Raw genomic sequence first — 20,697 nt, forward strand, 5'->3', positions numbered from 1 at the left:
GTCCTACTCGTAGTCGTACCAGCCGTGGCCGGTCTTTCGGCCGTAGTCACCGGCCTCGTACTTCGCCGTGATGGACTCGGCTGGCAGGGACGCGGGGTCACCGGTCTGCTCGTACTCGGCCAGCCGGATCAGGTAGACCACGTCGATGCCCACCATGTCCATGAGCTCGAAGGGGCCCATGGGGTGGTTCAGGGCGGTCTTGGCGGCCACGTCGATGTCCTTGTAGTCCGCCACCCCGTCCTCGTAGAGCTTCAGCGCCTCCGTGCGCAGGGCGCCGAGCAGGCGGTTGGCCACGAAGCCCGGAACCTCCTTCTTGAGCTCCACGGGGGCCTTGCCGATCGAGCGGGCCAGCTCCATGGCGGTCTCCACGGTCTCACGGGAGGTGCCCTCGTGGGGGACCACCTCCACGCACTTCATCACCAGCGCGGGGTTGAAGAAGTGCACGTTGCACACCTTCTCCGGGCGGTGGGTGGCGTCTGCCACGCGCGAGGACACGATGTTCGAGGAGTTGGTGGCCAGGATGGTGTGCTCGGGGCACACCGCGTCCAGCTCCGCGAAGACCTGACGCTTGATGGTCAGGTCCTCCACGGCGGCCTCGATCACGAAGTCCGCCTGCGCGGCGCACGCGTCCCGGTCCGTGGAGAACGTCAGGCGCTCGAACGCGGCGTCCACGTCCTGCTGGGTGCGCCGGCCCTTGCTGACGTCACGGTCCATGCGGGAGTGCAGCTGCTCGGAGGCCTTGTCCACGGCCTCCTGCTTGATGTCCACCACGTCCGTGTCGTACCCGGCGAGGGCGCAGACCATGGCGATCTGGGAGCCCATGGCCCCGGCACCGATCACGGTGATGTGCTGGATCTCCTTCAGGGGGTTCTCGCTCACTTGCTCACGTCCTTCTGTGCTGCACTGTGGAAATCGGGGGTCCGCTTCTCCAGGAACGCGGTGGTTCCCTCGGCCTTCTCGGCGCTGCTGTAGAGCACGGACTGGGCCAGGCGTTCCAACAGGATCCCGGTTTGGTGGTCCACGTCGAAGCCGTGGCGGATCACGGTCTTGGCCAGCTGGATGGCCAGCGGGCCCTTGGCCATGATGGCCTGCGCCGTCTCGCGGGCGGTAACCAGCAGCTCGTCCGGCTCCACCACCTCGGTCACCAGCCCCATGTCCAGGGCCTCGTCCGCCTTCACACGTCGCCCGGTGAGCACGATCTCGGTGGCCCGGCCCAGGCCCACGAGCTTGGCCAGGCGCTGCGTGCCGCCCGCGGCGGGCATGATGCCCAGCCCGGTCTCGGGCAGCGCGAACTGCGCATTCGTGGAGGCCACGCGGATGTCGCATGCCAGGGCGAGCTCGTGGCCGCCGCCGAACGCGTAGCCGTTCACCGCTGCAATGGTGGGCTTGGGGAACTGCTCCACCTTCTCGTACACGCCCTGCATGGTGGCCTTCAGCCCGTCCTTGGGCGTGCGTACGGCGAGCTCGTTGATGTCCGCGCCCGCCACGAACGCCTTGTCCCCGGTGCCGGTGAAGATCAGCACCTGCACGTCGTCGTTCTCGGCCAGCTGCGAGAGGGTCTCGGTGATGGCTCGCAGCACGGTCGCATTGATCGCGTTGCGCACCTCCGGCCGGTTCACGGTGACCAGGGCGATCCCGTCCGTGACGTCCACGGTCAGGACGTCGGTGTTCTCTGCGCTCATGATGCGTTCTCCTTCGTGTTCTCGTGCGGGGCGTGCGCACCCGCGGGGGCACCGCCGGTGCCGTGCGCGCCGTGCGTGCCGCGGGCGGCGTCGGGAACCTCAGCTCCCTCCGGCACCCGGGTGATCTGCCCGGTCTCGGGGTCGACGACGGCGCGCGGCCGGCGCAGGCGCGCGAGCACCGCGGCCGCGACCACCAGCGCCAGACCGATGAGCGTGACCGGGGCCCCAGGCAAGAACATCATGAATCCGCCCACCGCGAGAACCACCCGCAGGTACAGGGGCAGCTGGCGTTCCACGAACGTGAGCCAGCCGCCCATGGCCGCGGCGATCGCGTAGACCGCCACGAGGCTGGAGAGAAAGGCCAGCACGATGTGCACGGGCTCGCCCTGGGCCACCAGCGCGGGGTTGAGCGCGAAGCCGAACGGCACCACGTACTTCACCGCGCCGAGCTTCATGGCGGAGAAGCACGTGGCCATGGGGGAGGCCTTGGAGATGCCCGCCGCCGCGAAGGCCGCGAGCCCCACGGGCGGGGTGATGTAGGAGACCGAGGCCCAGTAGATGACGAACAGGTGCGCGGCGATCGGGTCCACGCCCAGGGCCGTGACGGCCGGGACCATCACGATGGCCAGGAACACGTACGCGGCGGAGATGGTCAGGCCCATGCCCAGGATGAAGCACACCACGGCGCCGGCGATCAGGACGAGCACCACGTTGTCGCCCACCAGGGCCACCAGGTCGCGGGACAGGGACAGGGCCACGCCCGTGGCGGTCAGCCCACCCAGGATCAGGCCCACGCCCGCGATGATGCCCACGATCTGCGCCAGCGTCTTGCCCACGTCCACGCCCATGTCCACCCACTGGCGGGGGCCGAACGTGACGCTGGGCTTGACCAGGGCGATCAGCAGCAGGATGGCCACCACCCAGTACGGCACCCGGGCCTCGGAGTCCGTGGTGAACAGCAGCGCCGTGAGCACGGCCAGGGCGCCGAGGTAGGGCCAGCCCATGGCCAGGGCGTGGCGGGCGCGCGGCAGCAGGTTCTTGGGCGTGCCGCGCAGGCCACGCTGGGCGGCGTAGCCGTCGATCTGCAGGAAGATGCCCAGGTAGTAGAGGATCGCGGGGATGGTGGCCGCCACCAGGATGGACGTGTATGGCACGCCCACGAAGGAGACCATGAGGAACGCCGCGGTGCCCATGATGGGCGGGGTGATGGAGCCGCCGGAGGACGCGGTGGCCTCCACGGCCCCGGCCACCCGGGCGCTGAACCCGGAGCGCTTCATGGCCGGGATGGTCATGGGCCCCGTGGTCAGCACGTTGGACACCGCCGAGCCGCTCATCATGCCCATGGCCGCGGAGCTCGCCACGGCCACCTTGGCGGAGCCGCCGCGGTAGCGGCCGAACACGGCCATGGACAGCTCGTGGAAGAAGTCCGCACCGCCGGTGTGCTGCAGAACCACGCCGAACAGCAGGAAGCCCACCAGGATGGTGCCCGCGGTCTGCAGGGGCAGGCCCAGTACGCTGTCCACGCCCATGGTGTGCACCTGGGCCAGGGTGGGGAGGTCGTAAGAGATGCCCTGCAGGAAGGACAGCGGGATGATCCCCGCGAACAGCGGGTACACGGAGAACAGGAACGCGATCACGAGCACCACGAGCCCGGCGGCCCGGCGCAGGGTCTCCAGGATCAGGGCCCAGAACACGAAGCTCAGCACGGTGGCCAGGGTGGGGGCCATGTACTGCCAGCCGTACTCCTGGATCTCGATGCCATGCACCGCGAAGTACGCGCTGGTGCCCACCACGGCCAGCAGCAGCAGGACGTCGTACCACGGCACGCCCCGCCGCTGCCGAGCCGCGGCACCGGGGGCGTGCTTGCGGATGGGCGTCACGATGAACACGATCGGCACGAACACCGCGATCAGCAGGTACAGGAACGAGTTGGTGGGGATGGTCACCCCGCCCACGTTCCAGAAGAACACCTGGTTCATGGTCAGCAGCACGCCCACCACGGTCAGCACGATCACCAGGCTGCGCCAGAACAGCGTCAGCCGCGGGCTCGCGTCGTGCAGGGAGACGTCCGAGGGCATGGTGGGCTGGGCGGCGTCGTCGCCCCCGTGCGGGTGCGTGGCGGTGAGCGGAGCGCCGGTGCGAGGGTCGATGGCCGGTCCGGGGGCGGTGATGGGGCCAGCGGTGCCAGCGGGAGTCACGGCATCGGCGGGGCCGGCGGCGTCGTCGGTCTGGTACGGGGTGCTCATGCGTGGCCTCCGGAGGGTGCGGTGGTGGACGAGGCGCCGGGCAGGGTGCCGGGGGTGTCCGGGAGCTCGGGAAGGTTGGCCTTCTTCCAGTCCACCCACTCCTTGCGCGCGGACTTGGGGTCCTCACGGTCCTTGTGGTCCTGCCAGAACGCGGGCCAGGCCTCGTGCATGCGGCGCTCGCGCTCCAGCAGGGCGTCCTGGCGGGTCTGCAGGTCCTTGCTCCAGCGGCCCTTGCTGGTGAGGAACTCCACCATGGCGTCGTGGAACGGGATCACCAGGGGCGTGAGCTGGATCTGGTCGGTGCCGAAGCGGTGGGCGTCCGGGGTCATGTCCTTGTAGTCCGGGTAGTAGCGGTCCATGTCCGCGACCAGTGCGGCGACCTCGTCCGCGGGGCGGTCCGCGCGGGCGACCACCGGGATGGTGTACTGCATGTTCACCGCCGTCTCCCCCTTGGCCAGGCCCGCACCCTTGGAGAACTCGCCGGGTTTGACCATCGGCGCGAGCTCCTTCCACGTGGCGTACTGGGAGGGCGTGCCGCCGCCCAGGCCCAGCCAGCGGATGGGGTACTGGGAGGCCAGCTCGGAGACGTTGGCGCCCACCACGTTCTGGTAGAGGGTGTCGATCTGACCGGTCTTCAGCGCCTCGATCTGGCCGCTGTAGGTGACGTCCACCATCTGGACGTCCTTGCCGGTGAGGCCGCCGTAGTTGAGGATCGCCTCCATCTTGCGGTTGATGGACGTGCTCGCGATCAGCTTGGGGAACTTGCGGCCCTTGAGGTCCGCCACGGTCTCGATGCCGCTGTCCTTGCGCACCAGCACCCCGTAGTTGCCCGGGGGAGTCCACACGAGGCGCAGCGCCTGCGGGCCCCACTGCTCGGAGCAGTACTCGTCATTGCCCTCGAACGCGTAGTAGTACTCGTCCCCGGTGCGCGAGTACTGGGCCGTGCCGTTGATCAGCGGGGCCAGGCGCCCGATGCCGGTGTCCGAGGTCATCAACCGGATCTGCCGTCCCGTGCGCTGGGTCAGGGTGTTCGCGACCGTCGCGAGGTCGTTGTACGTCCCGGTGCCCACGCCGTAGGTGGACCACACCAGCTGATGCGTGCGGTCGGTCGCGCGCGGGCCTCCCGCGCAGGCCGACAGGCCCCCGATCACGGGCAACGACGCCGCTGCGGCCAGCAACGATCGTCGGCTGAGGGTTCGTGTCATGGTGCCTCCACGGGAGTGATGCGATGGACCCACCGGCCCAACGCCGCCGCAGGGTGCGCGGGGGCCGGTTCGACCGGTGGGTACATTCATACCGTCAATTGCGTGACCCACGACACTTTCCGGTCGATTGATGCCTAACCAGTATCGCCGAGGGTCAGGTGGGGCAATGCGTCACGGTGGCGGCGGCGGGTCCCTGCCAGTCCTCGAACTCTGGGGCGCGTTTGGACCAACGTGCGCATTTTGAGGCACGTTCTGGCCAGCCCCCGGACTGTGAGGCACGTTGAAGCCACGAACAGCGGGTATTCCTGGCCTCGACGCGCCTGAAAGTGCACCCGGTGGCTCGAGAGTGCCTCAGATGTCAGGCAGTGGGCGGGGTGTCGCTCTCGCGACGTCGCATCGCGGCCTGGTGGACACGCAGGTCCGCGAGGAGACGACGCCGCTGCAGCTCCACCGTGCGACCGTCACCTCGGTCGGTTCGAGGGTTCGATCGTCCGCCGGGCCGGCGTCGGAACGTGGTCGCACCGCGGGCAACTCTGGCCGACTGGCCAATCGACCCATGCGGCGCGCTCCCCGATAGGCTCCGGCCATGGACACTTCCGCTCTGGACTACGTCGTGACCGAGTGCAAGGCACTACTCGAAACCCGGTTTCCGGACGGGTCGGAGCACGGTGCGGCGGCCATGCTGCTCGAGGACCGCACCGTGGTCACCGGAACCGCCCCGGACATGCCGAATGCTGCGGTCGAGGTGTGCCACGAGATCGAACCGTACTGTGCCGCCCACCGGTTGGACCTCAGGGTGGTGGCCTCGGTGTGTATGCACCGCAGGGCGGATGGCAGCGTCGTCGTGCTGAGCCCGTGCGGGGTGTGCCGGGAACGGCTGGCGGCGTACGGGCCGGACGTCCTGGCGGCGGTGGCGGACCGGGACGATCCCACGGCGGTCGTGTGGAAGCGATTGGCGGACCTGCTGCCGGACTACTGGCTGACCGCGCTGACGGGTGACGCCCACCCCGGCTGGCTGCGGTGACGGGATGCCCCGCGGGGAAGTGGGTCCGGCATACGGTTCCCTCATGAGCACTCGAGGAATGAGCGTGGGGGAGCGAGCGCCGGCGTAGCGACGGCCGGGACGATGAGGATGGGGAGTCCGCATTGTGGGGTGTCCCCTGGAACTGGCTTCTAGCCGACTCCTACGGCCCGCTTTTCGAGTTCCGTAGCAAATAGAGGCAAGCCGACGCGAGCGAGACCCTCGAGGTACCCATTCCACGTGATCTTCGGATTCCGCATATCAGCCACCACTTCTTTGGCGATGCGGACCACGGTTGAAGGGTCCAAATCCAACTGGTCAAGTAAGAAGTCATCCGGAGACCGCACCGCAACGTCATAGGGCTTGAGGGCGGTCGCCGGGAAGTCCTTCTGGTTGGATGTCACGATGAGCTCGGCTCTTGAACGGACCGCTGCCGCCAGCACATGTCTGTCCTTGGGGTCATTGGTCATGGCAGGCACGAGGCTCTCGTAGTTCTCGACCAGAGCGTCGGGGAAGAAGTCCCGCATGGCGTTCACACGTCTGCGAGCGCTGTGCGGGTCCTTGTGAAGCTTCTTCACCAGATTGCTCTCTACCTCGTTCAGAATCTCATCCGACCAAAGCGGCCTGAATTGCTTGGCCGTGGCCAGACGCAGTAATAGATCTGCGATAGGCATGGGAATCAATACGCATGCATCGAGAACCACCGGGAACGACATGGGGATTTACCGGGTGGCCGGGTCTGCCGGGATGTCGAAGTATGTGCCGTGGTTAGCTGCCTCGTGAGTTGCCTGTCGGAGACCTTCGCGGCGTGTCTTCTCGAGACGTTCTTCGTAGGCAATGAGATCAGTCAGCAGGACTCTGCGGTGCCTTCCGACCTTGGTGAATGGGATATCACCTTGCTCCAGCAGCTTGACCAGTGTCGGCCGGGAAATTCCCAGATGATCAGCAGCTTGCTGGGTGGTCAGCTTTGCGTTGGTAGGTACCACGGAGACGCCGCGGTTGTTGGCAAGCGCGTCCACGACGTGTGTGAGCAGGGAGTAGACCTCAGCGGGGATCTGCTGTGTGGCTCCGGTCGGAGACACCAGATATGGGATCCCGCGGCCCTGTGCCGAGGGCGTGGGCTCGAGGAAGGCCGCGAGGGCTTTCAGTTCTTCCTCATGAGCCGGGGTGGGTGCGACAGTTGAGCGATCCAGCGGGGCGGTTGTCATGTTTCTACCCTACTGACTATTCGAAATATTCAAAATGTCGTCACTCCACCTCACCCTGCCCGCAGCCGCTTCCATAGGTCGAACGCCAGAGCGGGTACCGCGGGATGAGGTTGACGCCAGTTAGGGGTTGCGGGTCCTTCCAGGATTGGCATTGCCGCCCCGCCCGGCGACGAGGCGGCGCGTCCCCTTCGCGCAGTAGGCGACCACCCGCTCGAGTGGTCCCTGCCCAAGAGTCCGCTGCCAGATGACGGCGAAGACGACGGCCACCAGTACGTGCACGAGGTACCAGAGGTAGGGGGAGTCGTAATGCAGCTCGAGGGACAGCGCCAGCAGGTGCGCCGAGTACAGCGTAAGGGTCATCGATCCCATCGCGGACAACGGCACGAGCCAGTCCCCGATCTTCTGGCTGATCAGCAGGAACACCCCCAGCACCGCCAGACTCAGCCCGAGGCTGGTCGCAATGGCCAGCGGCGTGTTGGAATGCGGGGTCGTGATGGCCAGCCACCACCCGGTGTCGGTCGGTAGCGAGTCGGTACCCCACACCAGGATCTCGTCGAGCGTGGACTCGCTTAAGCGCGATGCCTCCTGCAATACGGAGTAGCCCCCGAGGCCGTAGAGGAGCACGGCGGACACGAGCTGGGCCAACACGGTGAGCGCGACGCCCACGATCACCAAGCGGACCTGGGTGCGCACTGCTCGCAGATCCAAGCGGCCCAGCCCCATCCCGACCAGCAGATACGTCATGTACGGCAGCGCCGGGTAGTTGCCGGTCAGCAGAAGCTGAGACAGCGTGCCCGCGGGGTTGCTGAGGACATTGGGCAGCGTGGGGTTGTAATACCACCACTCCGGCAGGACATCCAGCATGCGCTGCATCAGCAGGGGCGAGAGGATCCCGAACGCGGCGGCCCAGATGAACAGCGTCTTGGGGCGGGCATGCAGGAACGGGATGGCCAGGATGAAGAACATGCCGTAGTAGAACAGGATGTTGTAGGCGGGAGGGTCCTCCGGCATCGCGGCGTTGACGGTCATACCCACCGTGACGATCAGCAGGGCGCGGACCAGGACACTCACCCGGTCAGCGGTCAGGGCTCGCCCCTCGCGTGGTTGCCGGGCGCCGGAGCCCAGTGCCAGGCCCACTCCGGCCAACAGCGCGAACAGGGCCGCCGAGTGCCCGGAGAACAACCGCCAGGACCAGCTGGCCTCCCCGGTCTGTTCGTTCCACGCGGGCAGCAGGTGGATGGCCATGAGCCCGATCAGTGCCAGCCCCCGGGCGGCATCGATCCCCACCAGTCGCCGCTTGCGCGGCGCCCCGTCCGTTGCGGTTGCCACGTCCCCCGTGCCACCGCGTCGTGTCGAATTCACTCGTCCTCCTGAGTTCCCCCCGGCCTCGCGGCCCCCTAACACGTGCTTTCAGGGATAAGCCCTACCCTGCCCGCGACCGTTCCCACAAATCGAACGCCATGGCCAGTTCCACCAGATCGGTGGGTGGGAGCTCCTGGAGCCGTTTGGCGATCGCCTCGGACTGGCGGTTCTGATTCCATACGGAATCCTCCAGCACAAGACGCACCTGCGGGGAATGCGAGAAGTCCGCCCTGGTGTTGTTGCGCGCCTGTTGCTGCAGGTCCGTGTTCTCGGCGGCCTCGCGGACCAGTAGTTCCACGGTGCTCACCTTGTGCTCGTCGCTGGCATCCAGGCCTCCGAGGAATCTGTTGACCTTCTCCACCAGTTCGGCCTTGGCCGCCCGCTCGCGTTCCTCCTGGCGGGTCATACCGGCCTCGGTCATGCCCTGCAAGCCCCGTGCCTCGCCGTCTTCCAGTTGCAGGTCCTCGTCCCGCTGCTTCTCGAGCCGGTAGTGAGTGAGGACGACATCGTCCGCGGTCACCGTCTCGCGCTCGCCGCCGTCCAGCTGTTCGCGCAGCAGTCGCGCCAACAGGTCCGCGAACACCGAGAGCTTGAGGTAGTACGTGTCCCCGAAGTTGAGGATCTGGGAGAAGAACGCATAGGACGTCGTGTACTGGCCCAGCAGGGAACGGAACTCGTCGAGCTCGTCGCGCGCTGCGGCGTCGTCGTCGTACACGGCGCGGGACCAGCGGTTGGTGAACCGCTCGACCGCCGGCACCAGCGCCGAGGTCAGCGCGCCGCGCTTGCCGTTCCTGTCCGACCACGCCGCCCACACCCGGTCGACCTCCGCGGGTGTGTAGATGTTGGCAGCATCCAGCTTGGTCATCTGTTTGGCCACGAGGTCCGGGTCCGAATCGGTTTCGATGCGCGCGTCCTCGTAGTAGTCCTGGAACGCCGCCAGGATCTGGGCGGGGGCGTTGACGAAGTCCAGCACGTACGTGTTCTTCTTGCCGTCCGCGCGCCGGTTGAGCCGCGACAGCGTCTGCACCGCGGCGATCCCGGACAGCTGCTTGTCAACGTACATGGCGGTGAGCAGCGGCTGGTCGAAACCCGTCTGGTACTTGTTCGCCACGATCAGGATGTTCTGGTCCTCCTGCCCGAACACCCCGGCCAGGTCCCTCCCGCGCAGTTCCGGGTTCATGGACGCCTCGGTCACCTCGGGCACGGCCGTGTTACCGATCGCGGTAACATCCGGATCCGGCAGCGAGCCCGAGAATGCCACGAGGGTTTGCAGCGGCAGCTTCTCCCGTTCGATGTGCTTCTGGAACGCCCGCTGGTACTTCACCGCGGACGCACGCGACCCCGTCACCACCATGGCCTTCGCGCGCCCGCCCAGCTCCTTCTTCACGGTGTGCTGATAGTGCTTGAGGATCACGTCCACCTTGGAATCCACGTTCGTGGGGTGCAGCTCCACGAACCCGATGTACGCGCGCGTCCCCTTGCGCACGTCCACCTCGTCCTCGGTCGACGACGCCGCAGTCCCCGTCCTGCCCTCGGGCACCGTCTCGGGGTCCGCACCCTTGAGGGCGATCCGGGCGGCCATCTCGTACGTGGTGTAGTTCTTGAGCACGTCCAGGATGAACCCCTCCTGGATGGCCTGCTTCATGGAGTACAGGTCGAACGCCTGTCGCTTACCGTCCGGACCCGGGGTGCCGAACAGATCCAGGGTCTTGGCCTTGGGGGTTGCGGTGAACGCGAAGTAGCTGATCCGACGACCGTCGTCCGCCTGTGCGGCCATCTGGACCAGGGCGTCCTGGTCCGCGCCCGGCTCCAGCTCGGTCTCCGCGCCCGGCTCCAGCTCGGTCTCCTCGCCCGTCTGCGCCGCGGTCGGGTCGTTGCGGTACAGCAGGTCCTTGACCGACGACGCCGCCGCGCCGGTCTGCGACGAATGCGCCTCGTCCGCGATCACCGCGAAGCGCTTGCCCTCGAATGTCCCGCCTTTTTCCCGGATCTTGGCGAGGGCGTACGGGAAGGTCTGCAGGGTCACGCCGATGATCTGCGTGCCCGCCCGCAACGCTTCCAGCAGGCGCTCGGTCTTGGAGCCCTCGGAACCGGAGGTGATGGGTTCGAAGGTTCCCGTGGTCACGACCAGCTGATCCACCGCGTCCTGGAGCTGGCGGTCCAGCACCTGCCGGTCCGCAATGACGAACACGGTGTCGAAGACCTTCTCGCCCTCCGGTGCGTGCAGGGACGCCATGCGGTGGGCGGTCCAGGCGATCGAGTCCGTCTTGCCGGAACCTGCAGAGTGCTGGATGAGGTACTTCTGCCCGGGTCCGTCTTCTCTGGCGGCCTCGGTGAGCTTGGTGACCGCGCGCCACTGATGGAAGCGAGGGAAGCGGATCTGGCTGGACTCGGTGACCCGCCCCGTCCGGGGATCGGTCTTCTTCTCGTGGTTCACGTACACGAACTTCGTGAGGATCGTGATCCACGTGTCCTTGTCCAGGATGTGCTCCCAGAAGTAGGACGTGGCCACGCCGTCCTGCGACGGCGGGTTGCCAGCTCCGTTGTCATGCCCCTGGTTGAAGGGCAGGAAAAATGTGTCCGCGCCCCTGAGCTGGGTGGTCATGTAGACGTCGTTCTCGGTGAGTGCGAAGTGCACCAGTGCACCTCGATGCGGGGTCAGCAGCGGTTCACCGGCTGGCGTGCGTTCCGTCTTGTACTGCTCGATGGCCGCCTGCAGCGACTGCGTGAAGTTCGTCTTGATCTCAATGGTCGCCACGGGCAGCCCGTTGAGGAACAGCACCAGGTCGATCCGGTCGCTCTTCCGCGTGGAGTAGCCGACCTCCTGCACCACCCGCACCCGGTTCTTCGCGTAGCGCTCTGTGATCCGGGGGTTGCGGTGGTCCGCTGGGGGAGCCGTGAGCATGCTGAACCGCTGCGCCCCGGGGACCGAGAAACCGCGACGAAGCGTATTGAGGGTGCCACCGCCGGCCTTTTCCGACTGCCCCAGCTGAGATGCCAGGCGATCCAGAATCCGGCGCTCGCCTTTGGCCCGCGCGGCGTCATCGCCGTGCTCTGGAACGATCCGGGCATACTGCTCCGGTTGCGTGTCCTGCAGCCAGCCGAGAACGTCCTCGGGGAACAGCGCCCGCTCTTTGTCGTAGCCCTGGGAGTTGGGGGAGTGGGACCACCCGTGCCCCTCCAGGTACTCGGCGATCTCCCTCTGGAATGGTTTTTCTTGATGCGGCGCGCTCATGCGTACTCCCTGTGCAGACCCTGCGCGACGTCGTCCTCGAGCTGCTCCGCTGCGGGCTTGTTCTTAGCGGTGACGTCGATTTGCCCGGTCACCGCGGCGGTAATGAGCGCGGCGCGTCGCTCTTGGGCAAGCTTAATAAGCAAATCTGTGTCCCCAATTATTTCCTGAGTTTTTAGTATCTCCAAATCAAGAGAATCCGTTATTTCTTTCTGGCAGGCCAATGACGGCACTGGAATTTCGAGGCGCGAAACGTTGGCCACCGAAATCCTCGGCAGTCCCGCCCCTTTCGTGAAGGACCTCGCCTGATCCTTCACAGATTTCGATTGTAAAGAACGACTGAGAAAATCTGAAGTAATGAGATCTGGTCGCGGTCGGATGATCACCAACGATGATGCTACAACGAATGGTGTTCCATCGGTCACGACTGCTACTTCACCGACGGTACCATCTTTTGAAAATAAAATGTCTCCTGGGACGGGTTTGCAGCCCGTGCGAATCATATAGGCTGCTGTTTCTTTGGAAGTCCTTAGGCAGTTAGTGGTATCGATGTTCCCGCTTTTTACATCCCGCGTGGAAACGAACGGGAAGACCCCTTCTTCTGTCTCCGGGGAAATGTGAGCACCATCGGTAACCATAGTAGATACGGATTTTACGCGTGCAAGCGTCCAATCTGGGGGTAGCACCGGTTGACAAAAACTTCCCGTCTGCGCTGTCCTTCTGTCGCTCCCGGAAGTTAATTTGGTTATAGAGGAGAGTATCCTCTCGTCAAACAGGGCTTGCAGACGCTGTTGACCCTCGATAAAGGAATCGATTTCGGCGGTCTCGTGGTCGAGGTAGTCCGCGATCTGTTGCTGCTGCTCCAACCTCGGAGCAGGGATTTGAATTTGTTTGAGTGTATCCCATTCAGTACGTGGCATCTTGGAGCCTACTGATCCAGCAGAGGCCTCGGAAATAAAAGACGGAGTAAGAATTACGTACTTCAAAAACTGGCTATCGAAAGAACTCCGAGCAGTAATGCGAATAAAATCACCGACGTAGTTGCCGGCGCGGTCAGCAACCCATACCTTGGCTAAGTAAGGACGAAGTTTCCCATATAGGATATCGTCCGGTTCATAGAGATTTCCTGGGGTCGAAGACTCGACCCAGGGGTCCTCAACTAGCTGACCGGTCCCTGAACCAATAGATTCTAGGGCCAGAGTGAACCGGGAGGGCCCTTCAACAGGCGCTACACGCCGTGCTGCTGAGGCGAGGCGAACCATAGGAAACGTTGCTGAAATCCCTAAGGGGCTCATCGCTTCATCTCCTCCAGTCGCGCGCGGATGCGGCCCAGAACCTCGTCAAGGTCGCGGTCGATCTCATCCAACGGTCGGGGTGGGACGTACTCGTAGAAGTGGCGGGTGAAGGGGATCTCTGCGCCCTCCTTGGTCTTGGATTCGTCGATCCAGGCATCGGGGACGAAGGGCTTGACCTCGCGCTCCAGGTACTCGTGGATGTCCTGATCCCAGGGGACGTTCTCGGTGTCACGCAGGGTGGGGTCCGGTTCCGGGTCCTTCACGCGATTGGTTTGCAGCTCCCCGTTCTCGTCCCGCTCACTCAGCTCGGTCACGATGGCCTTGAGTGCCGCGGGCTTCACCTGCAGCCCGGCCTCGACCAGGACCTCGAGTAGCTCCGAGGTGAACGCGCTCTTGTTGGTACTGACCTCGCCGCCCGCGCGCTGAGACCGGTCGTGGAGGGCGGAACGGAGTACGGCGGCGTCGTCGTCGGGGAGCTTGGCGACCGGCTTGGAGGCCATGACGCGCTCGATGCGGTCGGGGGTGAACGCAAAGTTCAGGCGCAGGGGGCGCTCGACCGTGATGGTGCGGTAGAAGAAGTCCTCGGTGCGGAAGATCTTGGAGTGCTGGGACTCGGTGAACTCGTCGTAGATCCGGCTGATCTCCGCGATGTTCTCCCGCGAGAGCTCCTGGCGCTTGGAGCCCACGGATTTGCGCATCTTCACGAACATGCCGGTCGCGTCGATCAGCTGGACCTTGCCGCGGCGCTGCGGGGCCTTGTCCTTGGACAGGATCCAGACGTAGGTGGAGATACCGGTGTTGTAGAACATGTCCGTGGGCAGACCGATGATCGCCTCGAGGTAATCGTTGTCCAGCACCCATTTGCGGATGTTGGATTCCCCGGAGCCGGCGCCGCCCGTGAACAGAGGGGAGCCGTTGAGCACGATGGCCGCGCGGCCGGCCGACTGGTTCTCCTCCGTGGCGCTGGGTTCGCGCATCTTGGAGATCAGGTGCATCAGGAAAAGGAGCGAGCCGTCCGAGACGCGGGGCAGGCCGGGGCCAAAGCGGCCGGCGAACCCTGCGATCTGATGTTCGGTCTCCACGGCCTTGCGGTGCTGCTTCCAATCCACACCGAACGGTGGATTCGACAGGCAGTAGTGGAACGTGCGGTTCTCGAACGCCGGGTTGGTCAGGGTGTTGCCCAGGACGATGTTGTCGATGGGCTGGCCCTTGACCACCATGTCGGCCTTGCAGATCGCGTAGGAGGCGGGATTGATCTCCTGGCCCAGCAGGTTGACCCAGGCCTCGCTGTTGAACTGCTTGATCTTGTTCTCGGCGGCGGAGAGCATGCCGCCAGTGCCCGCGGTGGGGTCGTAGACGTCGCGGCCGATGCCGGGGGTGGTGAGCTCCTCGTCGTCGTGCAGCAGCAGAGTGACCATGAGGTCGATGACCTCGCGCGGGGTGAAGTGCTCACCCGCGGTCTCATTAGACGCTTCCGCGAACTTGCGGATCAGTTCCTCGAAGATGTGACCCATCTGCTCGTTGGACACCGCATCCGGGTGCAGGTTGGCCTTGGTGAAGTGCTGCAGGACCTGCAGGAGCAGATCGTGCTGGGCGAGGCCGGAGATGGTCTGCTCGAACTCGTACTTCTGGAAGATCTCGCGCACGTTCTCCGAGAAGGCGTTGACGTAGTCCCGCAGGTTCTCCTCGAGGTTGTTGGGGTCACCCTGCAAAGTCTTGAGGGTGTGGCGGGAGCGGTTGAAGAAGTTGTACGTGTGCTCGTTGCCGGCCTGCTTGGTGCGGTTGCGGATCATCGCCAGGGGCGGCTCAGTGTCCACGTAGGTGGGGCCGATGGCCTCCAGCACATCCTCCTTGGTGGGGGCCAGCACGGCGTCCAGGCGGAACAGGACCGTGAACGGCAGGATCACATCCCCGTACTGGTGCTGCTTATAGGTGCCGCGCAGGATGTCTGCGGCACCCCAGATGAAGGACGCGTGGTTAAACACGGTGGGTGGCTGCCTTACTCGGTGGGGCGGGGGTCTACCGTGCAGTCTACGAGGGGGGCAATGAGAAGCTGTTCTCTGCGCGGCCTTCTGTGAGCTGAAGGTTTTCGGATCTGGTGCCGGCCAACCAGCGGAACCAAATGGGTCTGTTGCACGAACTGGTGACAGTGTGACCTGCCCCTGTTGGAGACCCTCTGTGGGCTCGCGGGTTTGTACCTTGCCGTGAAGCACCCGGACAGGTAGTACGGCCGCCCGCAGTTCGGCGCCGCGGAGGACGCGGGCGTCGTCGATGGCCCGCGCGAACGGACACGCCGCTGGACAGCGGGTGGGAACATCTGTGGTGCAGAACGATCAGAAAACAAGGAAAAACCGTGCGGATCGCGGCATGGATGTAGTGGAGAGCGTTTGCCGCGGCGCCAGAGGGTGAGGAGGGGGAAGCCGCCCTCCCCGAGGGTTCACCCTCCCGTCACCCGGCACACCCCGCAACCTTTTGATGAGTAACTCAAAACATGACATAGTGAAGCTATGACCTCGACCACTCTTACCGATCAGCCCGGGGAACGGGAGAACGGCGGCGGCGCCGTCGTGCCCGTGCCGTGGACCGATCGGATCCGGGCGGCCGGACTGCGGGTCACCAAGCCCCGACTGGCGGTGTTGGACGCGCTCGAGCGCCACCAGCACGCCACCGCGGACGAGGTGCTCGCGGACGTGCGCACGGCATTGCCGGAGATCACGGTGCAGTCCATCTACGTGGTGCTGCACTCGCTCACGGACGCCGGACTGTTGCGCCAGCTGGACCTGGCGAACTCCCCGGCACGGTACGAAACCCGGGTCGACGACAACCACCACCATGCCGTGTGCACGGTGTGTGGACGCATCGAGGACGTGGCCTGTGCCGTGGGGCATGCACCGTGCCTGACCCCCAGCGAGACCCACGGGATGAGCATCCACGTGGCCGATGTCGTCTACCAAGGCGTGTGTTCCGACTGCTCGGCCCAGCGGGCCGGTGCGACCGCGGTGCCCGTCTAGACCCCTGAGCTCCGGGAACCCATCCGGGTCACCGGTTCACCCACCCATCCCAACCCCATCAAGGAGTACGCGATGACGGAACCCACCCCGCACGCCACCGGGTCCACGACCCAGGCCGGCATTCCCGCTGTCAGCGACCGCAACTCGCTGACCACGGGCCGCGACGGAGCCATCGTGCTGCACGACCACCACCTGGTGGAGACCCTGCAGCACTTCAACCGGATGAACGTTCCCGAGCGTCGTCCCCACGCCAAGGGCGCGGGCGCGTTCGGCACCCTGGAGGTCACCGAGGACGTCTCGCAGTGGACAAAGGCGGACTTCCTGCAGCCGGGTAAGAAGACCGAGATGCTGGCTCGCTTTTCCACCGTGGCCGGCGAGCTGGGCTCCCCGGACACCTGGCGTGACGTCCGTGGCTTCGCCCTGAAGTTCTACACCGAAGAAGGCAACTTCGACCTCGTGGGCAACAACACCCCGGTGTTCTTCGTGCGCGACCCCATGAAGTTCCCGCACTTCATCCGCTCCCAGAAGCGCCTGCCGGACTCCGGCCTGCGTGACGGCACCATGCAGTGGGACTTCTGGACCAACAACCCCGAGTCCGCACACCAGGTCACCTACCTCATGGGTGAGCGCGGTCTGCCCAAGACCTGGCGTCACATGAACGGTTACAGCTCGCACACCTACATGCTCGTCAACGAGCAGGGCGAGAAGTTCTGGGTCAAGTGGGCCTTCATCTCCCAGCAGGGTGTGGAGAACCTCTCCAACGAGGAGGCCGAGCGCCTGGCCGGTGCCGACGGTGACGTCCACCGCCGCGACCTCTTCGACGCCATCAAGAACGGCGAGTTCCCCAAGTGGGACCTGTACTGGCAGATCATGCCGTACGAGGAGGCCAAGACCTACCGCTTCAACCCCTTCGACCTGACCAAGGTCTGGCCCCAGAAGGACTACCCGCGGCACAAGGTCGGCACCATGACCCTGAACCGCAACCCGGAGAACTTCTTCGCGGAGATCGAGCAGGCCGCGTTCTCCCCGGCGAACATGGTTCCCGGCACCGGCAATTCCCCGGACAAGATGCTGCTGGGCCGCAACTTCGCGTACGCGGACGCCCAGCTCTACCGCATCGGCACCAACTTCCAGCAGCTGCCGGTCAACCGCCCGATCAACGAGGTGCACACCTACAACTTCGAGGGCCACATGTGGTACAACCACTCCGGCGCTCGTCGCGTGTACGCCCCGAACTCCTTCGGTGACTCCTGGTCGGACGAGACCGGTCCCGTGGACAACGGCTGGGAGAACGACGGCGCTCTGGTCCGCGAGGCCTACACCTTGCGTCAGGACGACGACGACTTCGGTCAGCCGGGCACCCTGATCCGCGAGGTCTTCAACGACGCGCAGCGCGCGCAGTTCGTGCAGACCGTGGCCGGCGCCCTCGAAGGTGTCGAGGAGCCGGTGCTCTCGAACGCCTTCCAGTACTGGAAGAACGTGGACGAGAACATCGGTCAGCGTATCGAGGAGGCCGTCAAGTCCAACGCCGCCAACCCCGAGGTTCCGGGCATGGGCGTGGACGAGGACCCCACGAGCAACTCCGAGATCAGCGAGTAACGCTCCGGGGGTGAACGGACCCCTGGTGAGTTCGGTGGGCCCGGGCGCGGTGGGATGATCACCGTGCGGGGCTCCCGGCCGCCGAAGGCCGCCCACCCCTGACGTTCACACGCGTGCGAACACCCGGTCAGTGATCCTGGCCGGGTGTTCGCGCGTTCCGGGTCTCGGGCATCTGCCAGAGGGCGCGCGGACAACTGAGCGCTCCAGGGGGAGGGACCCGACCGCTCACCTCGAGCACGGGCCCGTTCGGCAAGGACGGGCCGGGGAGCCGCGCGGCGCGGCGTCGTCCGGCGCGTAATGTCCGCGCTTCGGCATCGGCGTCACAGAGCAATCGTTTGCGAATGCACGCCCGCGGGTCAGAATGAGGGCGGGGCTGCTGTCCGCGGCCCCGTGTCCTTCACTTATCGCCCCCACGAGGAGTGTCATGTCCGAGCAGAATTACCCCCGCTACGACCACAACGATCCCCGGGAGCCGGTGGCCGGTCCCCGAGCGGACGGTGGTCACCCCTACGCCGCCGGTAGCACCCCCCGCCACGATGCGTACCCCGCCCCGCACGACGGCGCTGCGCAGCCCCCGCACGCGCCGCACCGCCCCGATAGCGAGCCGGGCTTCCTGGCCGCATTGTTCGACCTGGACTTCAAGCACTTCATCACCATCAAGTTCGCGAAGTTCATCTACGTCCTGTCGATCGCACTCAGCGCACTGGGCGGATTGATCATGGTGATCTCGGGACTGGTGGCGCTCACGGAGAGCGCCGCGGGTCTACTGTTCGTGATCTTCGGGCTCGTGAGTGTGTTGATCAACATCGTGCTGATGCGCGTGTTCCTGGAGTTCGTGATCTCCATGATCCGCACCGCCCAGAACACGACCGCGCTCGTGGAGAGGCGCTGACCCGCGGCTGAACCCAGGGTGTTGTGCGTCCGGGTCGGCGTCCCGAGTGGGGGCGCCGGCCCGGGCGCGCACTACTTCAGCTCCGTGACCGGTGTGAACTCGTAGCCCAGGTCCTCGATCCCGTGCACCGTCTGCTTGAGGTAGTTCAGATCCAGGTACGGGTGGAAGAAGAAGCTGGCCGTGGATTCGCGCACCGTGAGGTTCGCCTTGGCCCGGGAGATCAGGAACTTGGGATCGCGGATCGTGTGGTTGTTCTGCTCGCCCTCGGTGATGTTGCCCAGGTTCTCGGGGTAGACCGTGCCGCCGTAGATGTCGCTCACCGTGAACGGGAACTGCTGGCTGTAGGACTTTCCGGCCTCGGAGGGCTGCCCCGTGAGAATGCTCGCGTAGTAGTCACCCTGCTCGTAGCGCGCGTCGTACTCCCGGGCCATGGCCACGTACGAGTTCACGGACCCGCCGTAGTGCGGGGTCTCGAAGATCGTGGGCGCGCCCAGACCGGCGTCCTCCATCACGGAGCGTCCCGCCTCGAGGCGGTCCTTCCACTGGTCCACGTCGTCCTGGGCCACGCGGCCCACGGGCGTGATGTAGGAGTCGTTGGTGCACTCCTCGAACGTGTAGGGCGCGGTGCCGGTGGACGTGCATCCGAACTGGTAGAACTCGTAATCCTCACCGGAACGCCCGCTGTACGGGTTGTCCATGGTGCCCATCTGGTGCGTGGTGCCGTGCTGGATGAGCGTGCCACCCTTGCTCTGCATGTACTTCAGGGCGTCCACGACCTCGGGCCGGTCGGTGAGGCTGAGCCCGTACCAGTCGGAGCCGTCCTTGTTCTGCCCAATCTGGATGGGGATCACGGCCACCTGGAACGGGACGTTCTCGGACGCGAGGTAATCGGCCACGCGGCGCAGGTCCTTCGGGTTGGACTCCGGCCCCACGTCCTCCAGGCGCACCGCGGCCTGCTTCACCGCGGGGGCGTCCGAACCCACGAGGTCGTAGAAGAGATCCGTGTAGACCAGGTACACGTCGTTCGCGTCGATGTAGTCCAGGGGCACCTCGGCCAAATACGTGAGGTTCGCGGAGCGGATGGCCCACGGGGCCTGCGGGGAACCGTTCGGCGTGCACGAGGTGGGCTTACCGTGCTCGGTGCACTGCGACGTCGCCAGGACCTCCACCTTGTCGTTCGTGCCGGTGAACGGGACCACGATCTCAGGGGCACCCTGGGTCTCCCGGTGCACCTTCTCGCCCTGGTACTCGACCGAGGTGACCTTGGAACTGTCCACCGTGGTCGCGGCGCGGGGGTCCCAGCGGTACTTGTCCCGGAACTGGGCGTTCTGCGCGTCGTCGGGACCCGCGAGGGCCTCGATGTTGCGGCCCAACCACATCACGGGCTTGTCGGTGGAGCGGACGTCGTCCAGGAAGGCCTGGGGGAGCGGGACGCGGTGGTCTGCGCCGATGTACACCGCGGCGTCGTAGTTCTCGACCATGGCGTCCGTGTAGTCGGCCACCGGCTTGAGTTCGGTCTTCCCGAAGTGTGTGAGCAGGTTGCCCGTGGCGATCGCGTACATGGCGTTGGTGTCCGCGGCGGCACCGGTGTTGTCGTAGAGCACGAGTGTGGACTTGCCACTGTCCCGGCCGTAGCTCGCGGACAGCTGCTCCTCCGGTTCGGTGGAGCTCGCCCCGTCCAACTCGGGATCCGTGTACTGCTTGGCCAGGCTCGAAGCCTGCCCCTCCACGAGCGCACTGCTCGTGAGGCCGAACACCACCACGAGCGCGATCGTCAGGATCACGGCCATGCCCGTGAGCCACCCGATCCGCGCTCGCCGTGTGAGCTTGAAGTCCCCGTCCATCGTTGTCTCCCTGTGTTTCCGCACGTTCCCGCGGGTCCCCCCGGACCGCGCGTCCCCCCTTGTCGGGTGCGCTGCCGTACGCACCCCGCAACCGTCCGCG

General features: G+C 65.7%; 15 protein-coding genes. 4 read left to right on the forward strand and 11 right to left on the reverse strand.

Annotated elements, in window-relative coordinates:
* Positions 1–3: 3 nt before the first annotated feature.
* Genes Q9R22_RS03405 through Q9R22_RS03420 form a run of 4 tightly spaced genes read right to left on the reverse strand, consistent with a single transcriptional unit; the run spans position 4 to position 5,133 of the window.
* Entirely contained in the window at positions 4–879 is an 876-nt protein-coding gene (locus Q9R22_RS03405; RefSeq protein ID WP_131332400.1) for a 3-hydroxyacyl-CoA dehydrogenase family protein, read from the reverse strand.
* Positions 876–1,682 carry an enoyl-CoA hydratase-related protein gene (locus Q9R22_RS03410; protein WP_311254051.1) on the reverse strand — a complete coding sequence of 269 codons (807 nt, stop codon included), beginning with the start codon at positions 1,680–1,682 and terminating at the stop codon, positions 876–878. Before Q9R22_RS03410 ends, Q9R22_RS03405 begins: the two co-directional genes overlap by 4 nt.
* Positions 1,679–3,928, reverse strand: coding sequence for a TRAP transporter permease (locus Q9R22_RS03415; protein ID WP_311254052.1), 2,250 nt, complete (start codon positions 3,926–3,928; stop codon positions 1,679–1,681). Before Q9R22_RS03415 ends, Q9R22_RS03410 begins: the two co-directional genes overlap by 4 nt.
* Entirely contained in the window at positions 3,925–5,133 is a 1,209-nt protein-coding gene (locus tag Q9R22_RS03420; protein WP_311254053.1) for a TAXI family TRAP transporter solute-binding subunit, read from the reverse strand. Before Q9R22_RS03420 ends, Q9R22_RS03415 begins: the two co-directional genes overlap by 4 nt.
* 586 nt (positions 5,134–5,719) lie before the next feature.
* Between Q9R22_RS03420 and Q9R22_RS03425 the strand changes: the two genes are divergently transcribed.
* Positions 5,720–6,157 carry a cytidine deaminase gene (locus tag Q9R22_RS03425; RefSeq protein ID WP_311254054.1) on the forward strand — a complete coding sequence of 146 codons (438 nt, stop codon included), beginning with the start codon at positions 5,720–5,722 and terminating at the stop codon, positions 6,155–6,157.
* Between the two features lie 149 nt (positions 6,158–6,306).
* On the opposite strand, the gene Q9R22_RS03430 is transcribed toward Q9R22_RS03425, so the two are convergent.
* The 6 genes from Q9R22_RS03430 to Q9R22_RS03455 form a co-directional block, all read right to left on the reverse strand.
* Complete coding sequence (locus Q9R22_RS03430) at positions 6,307–6,870, reverse strand: PIN domain-containing protein (RefSeq protein WP_311254055.1); 564 nt, start codon at positions 6,868–6,870, stop codon at positions 6,307–6,309.
* A gap of 6 nt (positions 6,871–6,876) precedes the next feature.
* Entirely contained in the window at positions 6,877–7,362 is a 486-nt protein-coding gene (locus tag Q9R22_RS03435; RefSeq protein WP_311254056.1) for a helix-turn-helix domain-containing protein, read from the reverse strand.
* Between the two features lie 120 nt (positions 7,363–7,482).
* Positions 7,483–8,724, reverse strand: coding sequence for a heparan-alpha-glucosaminide N-acetyltransferase domain-containing protein (locus Q9R22_RS03440; RefSeq protein WP_311254057.1), 1,242 nt, complete (start codon positions 8,722–8,724; stop codon positions 7,483–7,485).
* Positions 8,725–8,785: 61 nt separating this feature from the next.
* The gene (locus Q9R22_RS03445) at positions 8,786–11,959 is read right to left on the reverse strand and encodes a UvrB domain 3-containing protein (RefSeq protein ID WP_311254058.1); all 3,174 of its coding nucleotides are present in this window, start codon (positions 11,957–11,959) and stop codon (positions 8,786–8,788) included.
* Positions 11,956–13,251: a restriction endonuclease subunit S gene (locus tag Q9R22_RS03450; RefSeq protein WP_311254059.1), complete on the reverse strand. Its 1,296-nt coding sequence runs from the start codon at positions 13,249–13,251 to the stop codon at positions 11,956–11,958. Before Q9R22_RS03450 ends, Q9R22_RS03445 begins: the two co-directional genes overlap by 4 nt.
* Complete coding sequence (locus Q9R22_RS03455) at positions 13,248–15,236, reverse strand: class I SAM-dependent DNA methyltransferase (RefSeq protein ID WP_311254060.1); 1,989 nt, start codon at positions 15,234–15,236, stop codon at positions 13,248–13,250. Before Q9R22_RS03455 ends, Q9R22_RS03450 begins: the two co-directional genes overlap by 4 nt.
* Before the next feature lie 522 nt (positions 15,237–15,758).
* Between Q9R22_RS03455 and Q9R22_RS03460 the strand changes: the two genes are divergently transcribed.
* The 3 genes from Q9R22_RS03460 (at position 15,759) to Q9R22_RS03470 (ending at position 18,753) form a co-directional block, all read left to right on the forward strand.
* Positions 15,759–16,262 (forward strand): Fur family transcriptional regulator, encoded by a 504-nt coding sequence (locus Q9R22_RS03460; protein WP_260856717.1) that lies wholly within the window; start codon positions 15,759–15,761, stop codon positions 16,260–16,262.
* A gap of 72 nt (positions 16,263–16,334) precedes the next feature.
* The gene (locus tag Q9R22_RS03465; protein ID WP_311254061.1) at positions 16,335–17,861 is read left to right on the forward strand and encodes a catalase; all 1,527 of its coding nucleotides are present in this window, start codon (positions 16,335–16,337) and stop codon (positions 17,859–17,861) included.
* Between the two features lie 424 nt (positions 17,862–18,285).
* Positions 18,286–18,753 carry a DUF4282 domain-containing protein gene (locus tag Q9R22_RS03470; RefSeq protein WP_035960269.1) on the forward strand — a complete coding sequence of 156 codons (468 nt, stop codon included), beginning with the start codon at positions 18,286–18,288 and terminating at the stop codon, positions 18,751–18,753.
* 71 nt (positions 18,754–18,824) lie between these two features.
* Here Q9R22_RS03470 and Q9R22_RS03475 read toward each other — a convergent pair whose 3' ends face one another.
* On the reverse strand, positions 18,825–20,597 hold the full coding sequence (locus Q9R22_RS03475; protein WP_311254062.1) for a DUF2334 domain-containing protein: 1,773 nt from the start codon (positions 20,595–20,597) through the stop codon (positions 18,825–18,827).
* Positions 20,598–20,697: the final 100 nt, after the last annotated feature.

It is taken from the genome of Kocuria sp. PD6 (assembly GCF_031844145.1).
Lineage (GTDB): Bacteria > Actinomycetota > Actinomycetes > Actinomycetales > Micrococcaceae > Kocuria > Kocuria marina.